Raw genomic sequence first — 16,679 nt, 5'->3', positions numbered from 1 at the left:
GCGGGGTGAACGGGTGCATGTCTAGGGCGGGTTGGTGACCCGGTGGGAAGGCCGCGGCGACCGGAGCGTGTACGACGGGTGAACGCGCGGCCCTCACCTCGGCCTTTCGAAGGTCTCCGTGAGCGAGCCCGTGGCGGTGAGGTCCACGGGAACGAACAGGACGGGCGGCGTCAGTCGCCGGCCGGCAGCGCGGTGGCCGGCACCACCAGGTCCGCCCGGTCCCGGGTCGCCGCGACCAGGTCGGCGTTGCGCTGGTCCGTGCCACGCGCCCAGGCCACGGCCGCCGCGCGCTCCTTGCCGAACTCCTCGTGCCGGGCGACCAGGCGGCGGATCCGCTCCTCCTCGCCGACCTCGCAGAACCACACCTCGTCCAGGCACGGCCGCACCCGCGCCCACGAACCCTCCGTCAGCAGCAGGTAGTTGCCCTCGGTCACGATCAGCCGGGCCTCGGGCGGCACCGGGATCGCGCCCGCCAGCGGCTGCTCCAGCACCCGCTCGAACCCCGGCGCGTACACCACCTCGCCGGTTTCCTCCCGCAGCCGCCGCAGCAGCGCCGCGTAGCCGCCCGCGTCGAAGGTGTCCGGCGCGCCCTTGCGGTCCCGGCGGCCCAGCCGGTCCAGTTCGGCGTCGGCGAGATGGAACCCGTCCATCGGCACCTGCGCGGCCCACGGCACGCCGTCACCGTTCAGGGCCCGGACCAGCCGCCGCGCGAGGGTCGACTTGCCGGCGCCGGGGCTGCCCGCGATGCCGAGCAGGGCACGCCGGCCGTCCCGGGGCAGGGCACGGGCACGGGCGAGGAGGTCGTCGAAGGTCCGCGGTACACGGCCGATGGTCGCAGGCACACCGGAGAGTGTGTCACCACCCGTCCGTGCCGTATGTGGTGCGCGCCACCGGCTTAAGTGCCCGGGACGGGGAACAGTCCTCGGTATGACTCAGCTCGGTCTGCCCGACACCATCCAGGCCTGCCTCTTCGACCTCGACGGGGTCGTCACCAGGACGGCCGTCGTGCACGCGGCGGCCTGGAAGGAGACGTTCGACGCGTTCCTGCGCGACTACGACGGCGAACGGGGACGGCCGTTCGACGTCCACGCCGACTACGACGAGTACGTGGACGGCCGTCCGCGCGCCGACGGCGTCCGCGCCTTCCTCGCCTCCCGTGACATCCGCCTGCCCGAGGGCGAGCCCGGCGATCCGCCGGACGCCGCCACCGTGCACGGCCTCGGCAACCGCAAGAACGAGCTGCTGCTGGAGAAGATCCGCACCGGCGGGGTCGAGGTGTACGAGGGCACCGTGCGCTATCTGGAGGCCGTCCGCGCCGCGGGCCTGCGCACCGCGATCGTCTCCTCCAGCGCCAACTGCCGGGACGTGCTGCGCTCGGTGGGCGCCGAGCACTTCTTCGACGTGCGGATCGACGGCGTGGTGGCGGCCGAGCGGAACCTGCCGGGCAAGCCGCACCCGGACACCTTCCTCGCCGCCGCCCGGGACCTCGGCGTCGAGGCGTCCCGCGCGGCCGTGTTCGAGGACGCGCTGGCCGGCATGGACGCGGGCCGCGCCGGCGACTTCGGCTGTGTCGTCGGCGTGGACCGGGTGGGCCAGACCGACGCGCTGTACGCGCACGGCGCCGACATCGTCGTCAAGGACCTGGCCGAACTGGGAGGTGAGCGGTGATCACCGACCGGTCGTACGCCGTCGAACCCTGGACCGTCCGGGAGACCACCCTCGACCTCGACGTGCTCGCGCAGAGCGAGTCGGTGTTCGCGCTGTCCAACGGGCACGTCGGCTGGCGCGGCAACCTGGACGAGGGCGAGCCGCACGGCCTGCCCGGCAGCTACCTCAACGGCGTCCACGAGGTGCACCCGCTGCCGTACGCGGAGGCCGGCTACGGCTATCCGGAGTCCGGGCAGACCGTCATCAACGTCACCAACGGCAAGGTCATCCGGCTGCTGGTGGACGACGAGCCGTTCGACCTGCGCTACGGCCGGCTCGTCGCCCACGAACGCGTCCTGGACCTGCGCCGGGGCGTGCTGGAGCGGACCTGCGAGTGGACCTCCCCGGCCGGCTCCACGGTCCGGGTGCGCTCCACCCGGCTGGTGTCGCTGACCCAGCGGGCCGTGGCCGCCGTCGCCTACGAGGTGGAGGCGGTCGGCGACCGCAGCCGGGTGGTGATCCAGTCGGAACTGGTCGCCAACGAGAGCCTGCCCGAGCCCGACGGCGACCCGCGCGCGGCCCGCGCCCTGAAGTCGCCGCTGGAACAGGAGGACCACTTCGCCTCCGGCAGCCGGCTCCGGCTGGTGCACCGCACCCGGCGCAGCGGCCTCAGGGTCGCCGTGGCCGCCGACCACGTCGTCACCGGCCCCGACCGCACCACCACCCGCAGCGAGAGCGGCATCGACGTGGCCCGGCTCACCGTCACCTCCGTACTGGAGCCCGGACAGACGCTGCGGGTGGAGAAGCTGGTGGCGCACGGCTGGTCCGGCGCCCGGTCGCTGCCCGCGATGGCCGACCAGGTCGACGCCGCGCTCGCCGCCGCCGCGCACGACGGCTGGAACGGGCTGCTGGCCGAGCAGCGGGCCAGTCTGGACGACTTCTGGGCCCGCGCCGACGTCGAGGTGGAGGGCGACGAGGAGATCCAGCAGGCCGTCCGGTTCGCGCTGTTCCACGTCCTTCAGGCCGGGGCCCGCGCCGAGGGACGCGCGATACCGGCGAAGGGACTGACCGGCTCCGGCTACGACGGGCACGCCTTCTGGGACACCGAGATGTTCGTGCTGCCCGTGCTCACCCACACCGCGCCCCAGGCCGTCGCCGAAGCCCTGCGCTGGCGGTACAACACCCTGGACGAGGCCCGCGAACGCGCGGCCCAACTGGGGCTCGCCGGAGCCGCCTTCCCCTGGCGGACCATCGCCGGCCCGGAGGGCTCCGCCTACTGGCCGGCCGGCACCGCCGCCTTCCACGTCAACGCCGGCATAGCCGACGCCGCCGTCCGGTACGTCGCGGCCACCGGCGACACCGGCTTCGAGAGGGAGACCGGCGTGGAACTGCTGGTGGAGACCGCCCGGCTGTGGCGGTCGCTCGGCCACCACGACTCCCACGGCGTGTTCCACCTCGACGGCGTCACCGGCCCCGACGAGTACAGCGCGGTCGCCGACGACAACACCTACACCAACCTGATGGCCCGGCAGAACCTGCGCGCCGCCGCCGACGCGGCCGAACGCCACCCGGACCGGGCCCGGGCGCTCGGCGTGGACGAGGAGGAGAGCGCGGCCTGGCGGGACGCCGCCGACGCCCTGCACATCCCCTACAACGACGAACTCGGCGTCCACGAACAGCACGCCGGATTCACCCGCTACCAGCGCTGGGACTTCGACGCCACCCGCCCCGACCAGTACCCGCTGCTGCTGCACTTCCCCTACTTCGACCTCTACCGCAAACAGGTCGTCAAACAGGCCGACCTGGTGCTGGCGATGTACACCTGCGGCGACTTCTTCGAGGAGTACGGCGAGGAGCAGATCGCCCGGAACTTCGCCTACTACGAGCCGCTGACCGTCCGAGACTCCTCGCTGTCCGCCTGCTGCCAGGCCGTCGTCGCCGCCCAGACCGGCCACCTGGACCTCGCCTACGCCTACACCACCGAGGCGGCGCTGATGGACCTCCAGGACCTGGAGCACAACACCCGGGACGGGCTGCACATCGCCTCGCTCGCCGGGACCTGGATGGCGCTGGTCGCCGGGTTCGGCGGCATGCGGCGCGACGGCGACCGGCTGCGGTTCGCGCCCCGCCTGCCCGAACGGCTGCGCCGCCTCGCCTTCCACGTGGGCTTCCGCGGACGCCGGCTGCGCGTGGACATCGGCGCGGACAAGGTGACGTACGCGCTGCTGGACGGCGAGCCGCTGACGCTCCGCCACCACGGCGAGCCGCTGACGGTCACCACCGACGAGCCGGCGGTCCGCCCCGTACCACCGGTGGTGCGCCGGGCCACGCCCGCACAGCCCCGGCACCGGGCGCCGACCGCGGGCGGGGCGCGGTGAATCAGGGGCCGCGGTAGGCAGGCGCGTGGGGGTTGTCCGCGCTCCGGCGGATGCAACCGCGTTCCTACGGCGCGACCTAGCCGCCGAGCAACCCCCGCAGCACCCGTTCCTCCTCGGCGCCCAGCCCCGTCACGAAGTGCCTCAGCGCGGCCGGCGGGTCCGGCGCCCGGTCCAGGGCCTCGTGCATCGCCCGGGCCGTCAGCTCCGCCGCGTCCTTGGCCGGACGGTACGCGCCGCGCCGCCCGCCGGCGTCGCGCAGCACCAGTTCCTTGTCGTACAGGCGGGTGAGGATCGTATGGACCGTGTTGTACGCGAGCCCGCCGCCGATCGACTGCTGGATCTCCGCCGGGGTCAGCGGACGGCCGGCGGACCAGAGGACGGCGAGTACCTCGCTCTCCAGTTCCCCCGCCCCGCGCCGCCGACCGCCACGGGGCCCTGTGCCGACCATGCCCTCCACCTTACAGCGCGTAGGGCCGTCGGCCGGATGGCCCTGCCCGCCGGGCACGGCCGGGTGATCCGCGTCGGTCCGGCCGCGTTTTCGCAGCCCGCCTCCCGGCACTGACGGGGCGGCGGGGGACAGTGGAACCACGACCCGTGGGGACGTGAGGGGTGGTCATGGCCGGCAGCGCGCACGCGACACTCGACGCGGTGAGGCCCGCGCGCTCCCGCCCCGTGCCCGCCGCCCGGCCGCTCGCCGCCGTCGCCGCGGCCTTCACCCTGGCCCAACTCCTCGTCGTCGGCACCGGCCTGGGCCTCGGCTGGGACGAGACGGTGTACGTCAGCCAGGTCGGCCACCACGCCCCCGCCGCCTTCTTCAGCGCGCCCCGCGCCCGCGGCGTGTCGCTGCTGGTGGCGCCCGTCGCGTCCTGGACGTCGTCCACCGCGCTGCTGCGGCTCTACCTCGCCCTGCTGTCCGGCCTCGCCCTGTTCTGGGCCCTGCGCGCCTGGCGCGGACTGTTCCCCGTCCGCGTGCTGGCCCTGGCCGGCGGCCTGTTCGCGTCCCTGTGGGTGACCCTCTTCTACGGCCCGCAGGCCATGCCCAACCTCTGGGTCGCCCTCGGCGCCCTGGCCGCCGTCGGCTGCTTCCTGCGCGCCCGCACCGGTGGCACGGCGGCCCTGTGGGGTCTGGCGGGCGGCGCGGCGCTGATGGCCTGGATGCGGCCGGTGGACGCGGTGTGGGCGGCCCTGCCGCTGTGCGCCGCCGGTCTGGCGCGCCGTCAGTGGAGGCCGGTGCTCGTGCTGTCGGCCGGGCTCGCCGCCGGTGCCGTCGAGTGGGTGGCCGAGGCGTACGCGCGCTACGGCGGCCTGGCCCGGCGGCTGGCCGACGGCTCGGCGATCCAGGGCGGCCTCGGCTGGCACCTCGCCGTGGTGGACCAGCTGCGCAGCCTGGGCGGGCGGACCCTGTGCCGGCCGTGCGCGGACGCCCTGCCGCACCCGCTGTACGCCTTCTGGTGGTGCGCGCTGCCGCCGCTGGCCGTGCTCGCGGCGGCCGTCGCCGTCCGCGCCCGCCGTCCCGCGCCCACCCTCCTGCCGCTGGCCTGCGCGGCGACCGCCGCCTTCCCCTACCTGTTCCTGATCGGCTACGCCGCACCCCGCTTCCTGCTGCCCGCCTACGCCCTCCTGGCCGTTCCGGTCGCCGACGTCCTCGCCCGCCTGCCGACCGCCCGCCGACCGCGCGCCCGGGTGCTGCTCTGCGCCGGGCTCGCCGTGCACCTCGGAGCGCAGCTCACCCTCGCCCACCGGGTGGCCGGCACCCACATCCGGGCGCGCGAGGCCTGGGCCCGGACCGCGGCCGAGCTGCACCGCCGGGGCGTCCGCCCGCCCTGCCTGCTCACCGGTCACGAGGCCATCCCGGTCGCGTACGCCGCCGGCTGCGCCTCCGCCGCGACCGCCGGGCACAACGCCAACACCACCCGCGCCGCCCTCGCCCGCGCAGCCCGGCGGATCCCGGTCGCCGCGCTGGTGCCGCCGGGCGCCGCGCCGCCCGGCTACGCCCGCGGCTGGACGCCCGCGGCCGTCGGCGCGGTCCGGCTGTACTACGTCGTCCCGGGCGCCGGCTCATGACCTCGCCGGCCGGCCTCGCCGCCTCCCTCGGCCGCCGGCGCGTCTACTGGCACGCCGGCGGCTGCCTAGCCGTACTCCTCGGCGCGCTGTACCTGGCCCGCCGGCACTGGCCCGCGGTGGAGAGCGGGGCCGGACGGCTGGCGGTCGCCGACCACGGCTGGCTGCTGACCGGCGCGGTGGCGGCCGCGGGCACCTGGGCGGCCTCCGCGCTCGCCCAGCAGGGCGCCGTCGTCCGGCGGCTGCCCGGCCCCCGGCTGTTCGCCGCCCAGTTCGCCGCCTCCGCCGCGGGTCACCTGCTGCCCGCGGGGATCGGCGCGGGCGCGGTGAACCTGCGTTATCTGATGCGCTGCGGGCTGCCCGCCGGGCGCGCGGCCGGCGCGCTCGCCGTCAAGGCCGCCGCGGGCGCTGTCGTCCGCCTGGTGCTGATCGCCCTGCTCGCCCCGGCCTGTCCCGGGCTGCTGCGCCTGCCCCGGCCGTCCCCGCCGGTGGTCGCCGCCGCCTCGGGCGTGGCCGTCCTGCTCGCGCTGCTGCCGCTCACACCCTGGTGGTCGCGGTGCCGGCCTGCGCTCGCCACCGTCCTCGCCGACGTCCGCGCCCTGCACGCCCGCCCGGCCCGCGCGGCGGCCCTGTGGGGCGGCTCCCTGGCCTTCGCCGTGCTGCACGCGCTGGTCCTCATCGCCGTCATCCGGGCCGTCGGGGTGGCGCTCGCCCCGCTCCAGGTGGCGCTGCTGTACCTCGCCGCGAGCAGCGCCGCCGCCCTGCTGCCCACTCCGGGCGGGCTCGGCTCGCTGGACGCCGCGCTGGCCCTCGCCCTGACCGCCGCCGGCACCTCCGGCGCCGGCGCGGCGTCCGCGGTGCTCGGCTACCGGCTGCTGACGGTCTGGCTGCCGCTGCTGCCCGGTCTGCTGGTGCTCGGGGTGCTGGTGCGGCGCAAAGCCCTGTGACGGCCGGAAGTTTCCCGCGTCCTCCCGGCAGGTAGGAGTCGGGTACATGCCATCCGACTGGAGGGGGAGCCATGCCGGGGAACGACAGCGCGGGCCTGCCGGACGAGGCCTTCTTCACACCGGGGACCTCGTCCTTCACCGAGTTCCTGGCCGCGCACCGCCCCGGGCTGCTGCCCACCGCGCCCGCCCTGCCGCCCGGCGTCCCCGTGGCGCCCGGCCGGTTTCCGCACGGCACCACCGTGCTCGCGCTGACCTTCCGCGACGGCGTGCTGATCGCCGGCGACCGGCGGGCCACGATGGGCAACCTCATCGCCCAGCGGGATCTGGAGAAGGTGCATCCGGCCGACGAGCACACGGCCGTCGCGTTCGCGGGCACCGTCGGCCTCGCCCTGGACATGGTGCGGCTCTACCAGGTGGAGCTGGCCCACTTCGAGAAGATCGAGGGCGTCCCGATGACCCTCGGCGCCAAGGCGACCCGGCTCGCGGCCATGATCCGGCAGAACCTCGCCCAGGCGATGCGGGGGCTCGTCGTCGTCCCGCTGCTGGTCGGTTACGACCTCACCGGGCCCGGTGGCGGGCGCGGCCGGATCTTCGGCTTCGACGCGGCCGGCGGGCTGTACGAGAAACAGGACTTCCACGTCGAGGGCAGCGGCTCCCCGTACGCCCGGGGCGCGCTGAAGAAGCTGTACCGGCCGTCCCTGACCCGCCGCGAGGCCGCCCTCGCCGCGCTCCAGGCGCTCTACGACGCGGCGGACGACGACTCGGCCACCGGCGGCCCCGACCTGCACCGCCGCATCTATCCCGTTCTCTCGGCCATCACCGAGGACGGCTACGAGCGGCTTCCCGGACCCGAGACGGAGGAACTCGCCCGCGAGACGGTCCGCCAGCGCGCCACCCGCCCGGACGGTCCGCACGCCACGGCGGACTGAGGGAACCCGAGCGGAACCTCCGTCTCCGGTCTCCTTTCCCTCCCCATGGGAAAGGCCGGTGGCGCCCTTTACTGCGCATGAATTGCACGTGCGGAAGGATGGCAGCAGGGTGGAGAGCGCACGCAGGAACCTCCATCCCGACGGCCGTCCCTGATCCCGCTCCGCCCCCTCCCCGCTCGGACCGGGCCCACCCGCCCGGCCCCGGCACCGCGTCCGCGGCTCCCGACGCGGCAGGAGCGGATCAGGGCCGGCGGGATCGACGACGGTCGACGGGACGTCCATGGGATTAAGGCTCCGGCCGGGGGAAACGCGGACCGGGACAGTCCGTGAATCCCCAGGAGGCGACCATGAGCGACCAGCAGTCCGAGCAGACCCCCATGGCGGACGACGCCTACCAGCCGACCGGCGGCAACGAGGAACAGGAGGACGCCGGACCGCTGGACCTGCAGGACGCGGTCGGCGAGCGCACCTACGACGACATGCTCGACGAGGGCTACTCACCGCCCGAGCGGCCCCTGGGCGTCACCAAGCACGGCACCACCGCCGCCGAGCAGCACGAGGGGGAGACCCTGGACGAACGGCTCGGCCAGGAGGTCCCGGACGTCGCCGTGCCGCCCGGCGACGAGATCGGCGACCTGCCCGGCGGCGAGGGCGAACCCCTCGACCCCGAGGCCGGCACCGCCCGCGCGGGCCGCCTGGTCGCACCCGACGAGGGCACCCACACCGACACCACCAAGGAAGAGGTCGCCCGCGACGTCGGCATCGACGGCGGAGCGGCGGGCGCCGAGGAGGCGGCGATGCACGTGGTGGAGGAGGAACCCTGAACCCGCCGGCCGGCCGGCGGACAGGGGCGTCACCGTCCGTCGAGCAGCCGCAGCACCCGGGCCCGCACGCCGGGCGGGACCGCGTCCAGCCCGCGTGCGATCCGGGCGCGCAGGGCGTCCTCCTCGGCGCGCGTCAGCTCCCCGGCGCCGAGCAGCAGGCGGAGCACGTCGTGCGCCAGGGAGGTGGCCGGACCGCCCGGTGAGGCGACGAAGGTGGTGACGGCCGGCCCGAGCCAGGTGAAGACCGGGTCCATGGCGTGCCGCACGATGCCGTCGTTGGTGCCGTCGGACACATCCATCTTGTGGCGTATGTCGTCCCAGTACGTGCGGGACCAGACCGGTCCGTCGTTGCCCCGCGGATAGCGGTACAGCCAGTTCATGTCCATCGGCTCCGGCGCGCCCGGCGAGCCGTCCCGCAGCGACACCACCAGCTCCCTGCCGTGCTCCGTCCAGGTCCGTTTGACGGACACGGAGAGCGCGAAGTCGGTCCACTGCTCCTCGTCGAACGAGGAACGCCACAGCAGGACATGGCGGTGCCACGCCCCGGCGCGCTCCTTCCACGCCGGGAACAGTTCCGTGGCCGTGACCCGGCCCTTCAGCAGCAGGATCACCAGGACCAGGTTGGCTCCGTAGACGCCGTGCCGGGCCGAGGTGCGCAGGCCCGGGGCGTCGGGGGAGCGGGCCGGCCGGTAGGCGCGGTGCGGCTCGTGCGTGCGCTGCCCGTGCTGGTGCAGCACGGTGATGAGCAGGCCCGCCAGCCGGTCGCGTTCGGCGTCCGGGATCCGGCGCACCATCGACTGGGCGAATCGCAGCATCTGCCGGGAGGACAGCGGCGCGTACGACAGCAGCGTGTAGGCGAGGTCGTCGTCGACGCTGCTCTCGGCCACGGACAGCGCCGGGCGGTGCGCCAGCAGACCGGTGAGCACGTGCAGCGCGAGGCGTACGACCAGGTACTCGCCGAAGGTGGCGTGCAGGAACTCGTACGTCGCCAGCACCCGTCCGTCCCGCAGGGACTGGGCGCGCTGGACGAAGAAGAACCGGCCCAGAGCGGCGTCGGCGGCCCCGAGCGGGGTGCGGAAGCCGGACGTCTCGGCGAAGCCGCGGCCCAGCAGCGCCGTCAGGTCCTCGTCCAGTTCCGCGGCCGACACCCACTGGCGGCGCCGGTTGTGCAGCGAGAACGCGACCAGCGACAGCCGTTGCAGCTCCCGTTCGGCACCGGCCCGCGCCTCGTCGTCCGGTACGGCGGCGGGCGCGGTCTTGTCGACCTCGCGGCGGGCGAAGGAGGTGAGCAGTTCCTCGTACAGCTCGGCTTCGTCCAGCGGGCCGCCGCCGTCGCGCGGCAGGGCGTTGCCGGCGGCGTCGTACAGGGCCAGCATCGTCAGCAGCAGCGGCTGGGCGGCGAGCGCCCGGTGGCGGACGACCGCCTCCCAGTCCAGCGGGCGCAGCCCGCGGGCGGCGAGACCGTCGGTGTTGGCCGCGTTCCACAGCGCCAGCCAGCGCCGGATCTGCTCGGGGCGGAACGGCTCCAGACGCAGGGCGACCAGGCCCTCGGGGTGGCGGGCCCGGTCGGCGACCGCGATCCGGCTGGTGACGAGGGCGCGCAGGGGCCGGCCCTGGTCCGCCTCCCGCTGCTGGAACCGCGCGACCCGGGTCAGGAAGTCGCTGTGGTGCACCCCGGTGGTCTGTAACAGCTCGTCGAACCCGTCCAGGAGCAGCACGGGCATGGCACCGCCCAGGGAGCGGACCAGCTCCGGCCAGGACGTCCGCTCCCCGGTCGCGGTGCGCACCGCCTGCTCGATCTGGTCCTGCAGGTCGTCCTCGGCCCGCACGTCCCGCAGCGGCACCCGCACGGGCAGGAAACCGGCCGACGGCAGCCGGGCGGCGAGGACGCGGGTGAGCACGGACTTCCCGGCCCCCGGCTGCCCGAGCACCAGCAGCGGCGCACCGGCCGCCGCCACGGACGTCAGGGCCCCGGCGAGATAGCCGGTGAGGTCACGGCGCACCGGCACCTCCTCCCACCACGACTCGAGGGCGGGCCCGCTCGCGCCGGCCGCCTCGCGCACCCGGAAGTCCGGGTCGAGGTACATCTCCCCGAGCGTCGGCACACGGATGCCCGCCGGCCCGGACGCGGCGTCCAGCACCGGACGGGACAGCACCGCTTCCGCCGCGCGGGCGAGGGAGGCGGCGACGTCCACCGGAGGGCCGCTCGTGCGGACCAGGCCGGCCAGCAGCTCGGTCACTCCGCCGAGGGAGCGGCGCACCTCGGCCCGGGTCGCCCGGTGCTCGATCCGCGTCGTCCAGTACCCGAACTCCGGGGCCTCCTGGGCGAGCCGGGCATACAGGGACTCGTACTGCCGGACCGCCTCGCCGGGCAGCTCGGCGCGGAACACCCGCCGGGCCTCCGCGCGTTCCGTCTCCGTCAGCGCCTCCCAGACGCGCAGCCCGTCGAGGAAGTCGAGAAACCGGCCCGACAGGCCCTCGTACCAGCGCAGCAGCTCCTCCGTGACGGCCTCGAAGGGCCGGTGCGGCGCGGGAAACGGCGCGTCGACGGCCGCCAGCGAGCGGGCGAAGGCGGCTCCGCGCTCTACCGCGCCGGGCGCGCCGGCGAGGGCGAGCTGCTCTCGGCGGGTCAGCCCCGCCTCCGCCGGCCCGACCGGCGGCCGCCGCTCCTGCAACGCCTGGAACCAGGCCAGGACGACGATCACCGTGTGCGCCGCGTGCAGCACGTCGGTGCGCTCGGCCCGGCCCCGCGCCCGGCCCAGCCGCCGGCCGAGCCCGTGCACCGCGCCCCGGCCCAGCGCCAGCACGCTGCCGCGGGCGTCCGCGATGCGTACCAGCCCGTCGCCGACGCCGCCCGTCGCGAGGTTCAGCGCCCCGCCGAGCGCCCGGTCCAGCGCGGCGACGGCGGGCGGGTCGCAGCCCAGCAGCGTCAGCGCGTCCGAGAACGACAGCAACCCGCGTGATCCCACCATGCCCCCCTGGCCGACGATCCCCACCGCACTGTGGCACGAGCGGGACGGCGCCGGGGCGCGGTGGGGAAAAGGGGACGAGGCGCTTCAGAGGGCCGGGTCCTCGCCCGGGGCCGGGGTGAGGACCGTGTACGGCTCCGGGGCCGCCGCGTCGAGGAAGCGGGGCAGCTCGTCGGGCCGGGTGTGGTGGACGCCGTCGATGTGGAAGCCGTCGTAGTGGAATCGGCCGCACGGCCCTCGCCCCGAGCAGCCGTGCGGTCACGGCCGCCTGCCGGACGTCCAGGGCGCCGGGTTAGGGGCTCGGCGGCGTGCGGTGCGGAAAGCACAGGGCCGGTCCGTTGACGGGGGCAGCACGGCGTCGAAGGGGCCGTACCGGTGGGCGGCGCGCCACCAATAGCCGTGGAACACGCTGTCGCCCAGGTGGATCACTCGCTTGCCGCCGGCCTCGACGGCCCAGGACACCTGCGGGTCGCCGATGCCGTCGACGGCGGGCACGGCGGCGGTGGTGAACGGCCCGGTGGTGGTCGTCTGGCCCGTGGGGGTCCTGGAGGGCACCGGGCTCTCGGCGCCGCTGCCGAAGGTGAACCGCCCGCGCACGGAGGGCGCGGTGCTCGCCGGGCTCGGCACACACCTGCACCGGGACCACACGGACGCCACCGCCCCGGCCCGCGCCCTGCGTCCCGGCGCACCGGTCCTGCACCCCGGGTCTTTCGACGGCGACGACCTCCCAGGACGCCATCGTCCGCCGGGGCAGCTTCCGCGCGGTGAGTTCGCCGTCGGCCTTGAGCGTCCACAGGTTCTCGTGAACGATCGTGTGCCGCTGCGGTGGTGCGCCGGACAGCGCGGGGCCGGGCGCGACTCGCGCCCGGCCCCGCCGGCCCGTTTCCTCTCGCGCCGAATCCCCGGACGCCCTAGGGCAGCATCTTCTCGATGGCCGCCGGGCCCTCCGACTCCAGCTTGCGACGCGCCCAGTCGAGGTTCCTCGGTGTGACGTCCCTGCCCGCCGCCATCACCAGATCCTCCGGGGAGACGTCCCCGGGGGGCGCGGAGTGGAGCAGGGCGTCCGGGGTGCAGACGTCGTCCGACGCACGGGACTCTTCGGGTGTGGATGCCGACATGATGCCTCCTCCTCGGTCCGGATGACCGCATCCGTGCCGGTGCCTCCGAACGGGGCACACTCTCACCATTGCCCGCCCCGGCGCACCCTGCATCCGGAGGACGCCGGGAGCGGGTGCGAAGCGCCTTCCCGCGCCACGCGGAACCACTCGCTCCTAAGCTGGAGAAATCCCGTACGGATCGCAATCGCTCACCGGGAGGCCGCCGATGGCCGCGACGCCGTTCGCCGAGGACGCCCCCAGCCCCCGCCCGCGCTACCTGCCCATCGCCGACCACGGCCTCATCGGCGATCTGCGCAGCGTCGCCCTGGTCGGCACCGACGGCACGATCGACTGGTACTGCTGCCCCTCCTTCGACTCCCCGAGCGTCTTCGCGGCGATCCTCGACGCAGAGCGCGGCGGACGCTACGAACTGGCCGCCGCCGTACCCGCGCGCACCAAGCAGTTCTACTTCCCCGACACCAACGTGCTGATCACCCGCTTCTTCACCGACGACGGAGTCGGCGAGGTACAGGACTTCATGCCGGTCGGCTGCGACGAGTCCCGGGAGGTGAGCCGGCACCGGCTGATCCGGCGCGTGGTGTGCGTCCGCGGCACCGTCCCCTTCCGGGCCCTGATCGCCCCGCGCTTCGACTACGGCGCCGCCCCGCACACCCTGCGCACCGTGGACGGCATGGTCTTCTTCGAGTCACCGGCCCTGTCCCTGGCGCTCACCTCGACCGTCACCGTGGAGAGCGACGGCCGCGACGCGTGGGCGGAGTTCAAACTCGGCGAGGGCGAGACGGCGGTGTTCGCCCTCGACCAGCTCGGCGCGGCGGTGCCGCCCCGCGGCTGCGCCCACGCCGAGGCGGAACACGAGTTCAACGCCACCGTCGCCTACTGGCGCCGGTGGCTGCACCAGTCCCGCTACCGGGGCCGCTGGCGCGAGATGGTGCACCGCTCGGCCCTCACCCTGAAACTGCTCACCTACGCCCCCACCGGCGCCATCGTCGCCGCCCCCACCACCAGCCTGCCCGAGCAGCTCGGCGGCGAGCGCAACTGGGACTACCGCTATGTGTGGGTCCGCGACGCCGCCTTCGCCGTCTACGCCCTGCTCCGCCTCGGCTTCAGCGGCGAGGCCGAGGCGTTCATGGGGTTCCTGACCACGCACATCAGTCCCGGCGACGGCGCCGCCTCCGGACCGCTACAGGTCATGTACGGCATCGACGGCCGCGCCGACCTGCCCGAACGCGAGCTGCCCCACCTGGAGGGACACCTCGGCTCCGCGCCGGTCCGGGTCGGCAACGCCGCCGCCGACCAGCTCCAGCTGGACATCTACGGCGCGCTGATCGACTCCGTCTACCTCTACGACAAGTGGGCCCAGCCCATCTCCAGCGGGCAGTGGGACGACCTGTGCCACCTCGTCGACTGGCTGTGCGACCACTGGGACCAGCCCGACGAGGGCGTCTGGGAGACCCGCGGCGGACGCAAGACCTTCCTGTACTCGCGGCTGATGTGCTGGGTCGCGATCGAGCGGGCCATCCGCCTCGCCAACCACCGCGGACTGCCCGCCGACCACCGCCGCTGGCGCCAGGCCCGGGACGCCGTCTACCGGCGGATCATGGACCGCGGCTGGTCGGAACGCCGGGGCGCCTTCGTCCAGTACGAGGGCGCCGACGTCCTCGACGCCTCCGTGCTGATGATGCCCCTCGCCAAGTTCATCGCCCCCACCGACCCCAAGTGGCTGTCCACCCTGGACGCCCTCACCGAGGACCTCGTCTCCGACTCCCTCGTCTACCGCTACGACCCGAAGGTCAGCCCCGACGGCCTCCGCGGCGACGAGGGCACCTTCTCCATCTGCTCGTTCTGGTACGTCGAGGCGCTGGTCCGGGCCGGCCGGCTCGACGAGGCGCGGCTGGCCTTCGAGAAGATGCTCACCTACGCCAACCATCTCGGCCTGTACGCCGAGGAGATCGGCCGCACCGGCGAGCAACAGGGCAACTTCCCGCAGGCGTTCACCCATCTGTCCCTGATCAGCGCCGCGTTCAACCTGGACCGCGCCCTCGGCTGAGCCGAGCGCCGCGTCCCGGCCCGGCAACGGCTGTCACCGCCGTGTCACAGCCGGTCCGCGCCCCACAACCACCCCGGCCCCCGCCGGGTCGAACCCTGCACCGGCACCGACCACTCGGCTGACGGTCCATCACCGAACCTCGGGGGTAAGGGACATGACCACCAACACTCGTCGCACCGCGGGCTCCGCCGCCGTCGCGGCGGCCTCCTTCCTGCTGCTGGCCTCGGCCGGCATCCTCGCCGCGCCGGCCGCGTTCGCGGGCGTCCCCGGCGGCACCTCGGCCGCCGACCGCAACAGCGACTTCGACGGCGACGGCTACGCCGACCTGCTCACCGGCGTTCCCGAGGGCACCGTCGACGGCAAGGAGGGCGCCGGCTACGTCACCGTGCAGTACGGCGCCCCGAACGGCATCGGCAGCACCACCACCGTCCCCAGGGGCCGGGTCCAGGTCGTCAGCCAGTCCACCCGGGGCGTGCCCGGCACCTCCGAGTCCTGGGACGACTTCGGCCAGGCCGTCGCCACCGGCGACCTGGACGGCGACGGCTACGACGACGCGGTGATCGGCGCGCCCGGCGAGGACGAGGGCACCGTCGCCGACGCCGGCCGGGTCACCGTCCTGTACGGCTCGAAGCAGGGCCTCGGCACCGGACCGAACGCCTCGGTCACCGCGGCCCGGCCCACCGCCGGCGCCCGCTTCGGCCTGGCGGTGGCCGCCGCCCGGTTCACCGGCGACGTCGACTCCGACCAGCTGGTCGCCGTCGACCAGAACGTCGGCCTCACCGCCTTCACCTGGCACGCGGGCGTCCTGCGCCGGGTCGGCGCCCCGCACTCCACCGGCCACCGGCTCCAGCCCGGCTACGTCACCACCGGCGACTACGACCGCGACGGTTTCGCCGACCTGGTCGTCTCCGGCTACAGCCCCGACGACGACTACACCAAGGGCTGGTCGGCGTACTACGCGGGCGGCGCCGAGGGCCTCGCCTACCGGCGCGACCTGCACGGCGGCCTCGGCTCCGCCTCCGGCGACATCGACGGCGACGGCTACGACGACCTCGTCCTCGGCCAGCTCAGCGCCGCCGACGAGGCCACCGGCGACGCGAACGCCCCCGGCGGACTGGTCGGCGTGTACTACGGCGGCGCGGACGGCCCGGCCGGCACCCAGGGCCCCGGCACCGCCCCGCAGTGGTGGTCGCAGAACTCCCCGGGCGTCCCCGGCACCGCCGAACAGGGCGACGCGTGGGGTGCCGACCTGTCCGTCGCCGACGCGGACGGCGACGGCTACGCGGACGTGGCGGTCGGCGCGCCCGGCGAGGACATCGGCACCGTCGCCGACGCCGGCGCGGTCTGGCTGCTGCGCGGCTCCCGCACCGGCCTCACCGGCGGCGGCGCCCGCTCCTTCGACCAGAACACCGCCCACATCCCCGGTACCGCCGAGGCCGACGACGCCTGGGGCGCGCAGGTCCGCCTCGCCGACACCGACGGCGACGGCCGCGCCGAACTGCTGGCCGCCGCGCCCGGCGAGAACGCCGGCGACGGCGTCGTCTGGCTGCTTCCCGCGAGCGGCGGCGGGCCGCTCGCCGAGGGCTCCTGGTCCTACGGCGCGGCCGACCTGGGCGCCGCCGCGCACGCGGCCCGCTTCGGCGCCGTGATCGACGAGTAGCGGCACGCCGGCCGGACCGGCCGGTGTGTCCGCAGGTCGCACGGGTACCCGGGGGCTCCCACAGCGGAATCGACCCAAGCCTCGGCAGAGGGAGGAGAC

Annotated in this window: 13 protein-coding genes; 8 read left to right on the top strand and 5 right to left on the bottom strand. The window is 75.1% G+C overall.

The features are described from left to right. Positions 1–170 precede the first annotated feature (170 nt). Complete coding sequence (locus tag SCK26_RS04295) at positions 171–842, bottom strand: nucleoside/nucleotide kinase family protein (protein ID WP_318199906.1); 672 nt, start codon at positions 840–842, stop codon at positions 171–173. Between the two features lie 85 nt (positions 843–927). Here SCK26_RS04295 and SCK26_RS04290 point away from each other — a divergent pair, with 85 nt between their 5' ends. Both SCK26_RS04290 and SCK26_RS04285 read left to right on the top strand, forming a co-directional pair. Next, the gene (locus SCK26_RS04290; RefSeq protein WP_318199905.1) at positions 928–1,668 is read left to right on the top strand and encodes a beta-phosphoglucomutase family hydrolase; all 741 of its coding nucleotides are present in this window, start codon (positions 928–930) and stop codon (positions 1,666–1,668) included. Then, positions 1,665–4,025, top strand: coding sequence for a glycoside hydrolase family 65 protein (locus tag SCK26_RS04285; protein ID WP_318199904.1), 2,361 nt, complete (start codon positions 1,665–1,667; stop codon positions 4,023–4,025). Before SCK26_RS04290 ends, SCK26_RS04285 begins: the two co-directional genes overlap by 4 nt. 76 nt (positions 4,026–4,101) lie before the next feature. Here SCK26_RS04285 and SCK26_RS04280 read toward each other — a convergent pair whose 3' ends face one another. Next, positions 4,102–4,473 (bottom strand): BlaI/MecI/CopY family transcriptional regulator, encoded by a 372-nt coding sequence (locus SCK26_RS04280; RefSeq protein ID WP_318199903.1) that lies wholly within the window; start codon positions 4,471–4,473, stop codon positions 4,102–4,104. Positions 4,474–4,640: 167 nt separating this feature from the next. Here SCK26_RS04280 and SCK26_RS04275 point away from each other — a divergent pair, with 167 nt between their 5' ends. The 4 genes from SCK26_RS04275 to SCK26_RS04260 all read left to right on the top strand — a co-directional run bounded on the left by SCK26_RS04275 (position 4,641) and on the right by SCK26_RS04260 (position 8,786). Beyond that, on the top strand, positions 4,641–6,089 hold the full coding sequence (locus SCK26_RS04275; protein ID WP_318199902.1) for a hypothetical protein: 1,449 nt from the start codon (positions 4,641–4,643) through the stop codon (positions 6,087–6,089). Continuing rightward, complete coding sequence (locus SCK26_RS04270) at positions 6,086–7,033, top strand: lysylphosphatidylglycerol synthase domain-containing protein (protein ID WP_318199901.1); 948 nt, start codon at positions 6,086–6,088, stop codon at positions 7,031–7,033. The genes SCK26_RS04275 and SCK26_RS04270 overlap by 4 nt, the downstream gene beginning before the upstream one ends. 71 nt (positions 7,034–7,104) lie before the next feature. Next, positions 7,105–7,962, top strand: a complete 858-nt coding sequence (prcB, locus tag SCK26_RS04265) for a proteasome subunit beta (protein ID WP_318199900.1) — start codon at positions 7,105–7,107, stop codon at positions 7,960–7,962. A 347-nt stretch (positions 7,963–8,309) separates the two neighbouring features. Beyond that, a complete protein-coding gene (locus SCK26_RS04260; RefSeq protein ID WP_318199899.1) occupies positions 8,310–8,786 on the top strand; it encodes a DUF5709 domain-containing protein in 477 nt (158 codons plus the stop codon). Positions 8,787–8,815: 29 nt separating this feature from the next. Here SCK26_RS04260 and SCK26_RS04255 read toward each other — a convergent pair whose 3' ends face one another. The 3 genes from SCK26_RS04255 to SCK26_RS04245 form a co-directional block, all read right to left on the bottom strand. Next, the gene (locus SCK26_RS04255; protein WP_318199898.1) at positions 8,816–11,758 is read right to left on the bottom strand and encodes a hypothetical protein; all 2,943 of its coding nucleotides are present in this window, start codon (positions 11,756–11,758) and stop codon (positions 8,816–8,818) included. A gap of 255 nt (positions 11,759–12,013) precedes the next feature. Continuing rightward, a complete protein-coding gene (locus SCK26_RS04250; protein ID WP_318199897.1) occupies positions 12,014–12,382 on the bottom strand; it encodes a hypothetical protein in 369 nt (122 codons plus the stop codon). Positions 12,383–12,666: 284 nt separating this feature from the next. Next, a complete protein-coding gene (locus SCK26_RS04245) occupies positions 12,667–12,873 on the bottom strand; it encodes a hypothetical protein (RefSeq protein ID WP_318199896.1) in 207 nt (68 codons plus the stop codon). Between the two features lie 205 nt (positions 12,874–13,078). On the opposite strand from SCK26_RS04245, the gene SCK26_RS04240 reads away from it, so the two are divergent. Both SCK26_RS04240 and SCK26_RS04235 read left to right on the top strand, forming a co-directional pair. After that, positions 13,079–14,920, top strand: coding sequence for a glycoside hydrolase family 15 protein (locus SCK26_RS04240; protein ID WP_318199895.1), 1,842 nt, complete (start codon positions 13,079–13,081; stop codon positions 14,918–14,920). A gap of 154 nt (positions 14,921–15,074) precedes the next feature. Continuing rightward, positions 15,075–16,580 (top strand): FG-GAP repeat protein, encoded by a 1,506-nt coding sequence (locus SCK26_RS04235; protein WP_318199894.1) that lies wholly within the window; start codon positions 15,075–15,077, stop codon positions 16,578–16,580. Positions 16,581–16,679 lie beyond the last annotated feature (99 nt).

It is taken from the genome of Streptomyces sp. SCL15-4, assembly GCF_033366695.1.
In the GTDB taxonomy this organism is placed as follows: Bacteria; Actinomycetota; Actinomycetes; order Streptomycetales; family Streptomycetaceae; genus Streptomyces.
Note: the sequence above shows the minus strand (reverse complement) of the source record. Positions and strands in the feature narration are given on the sequence as shown.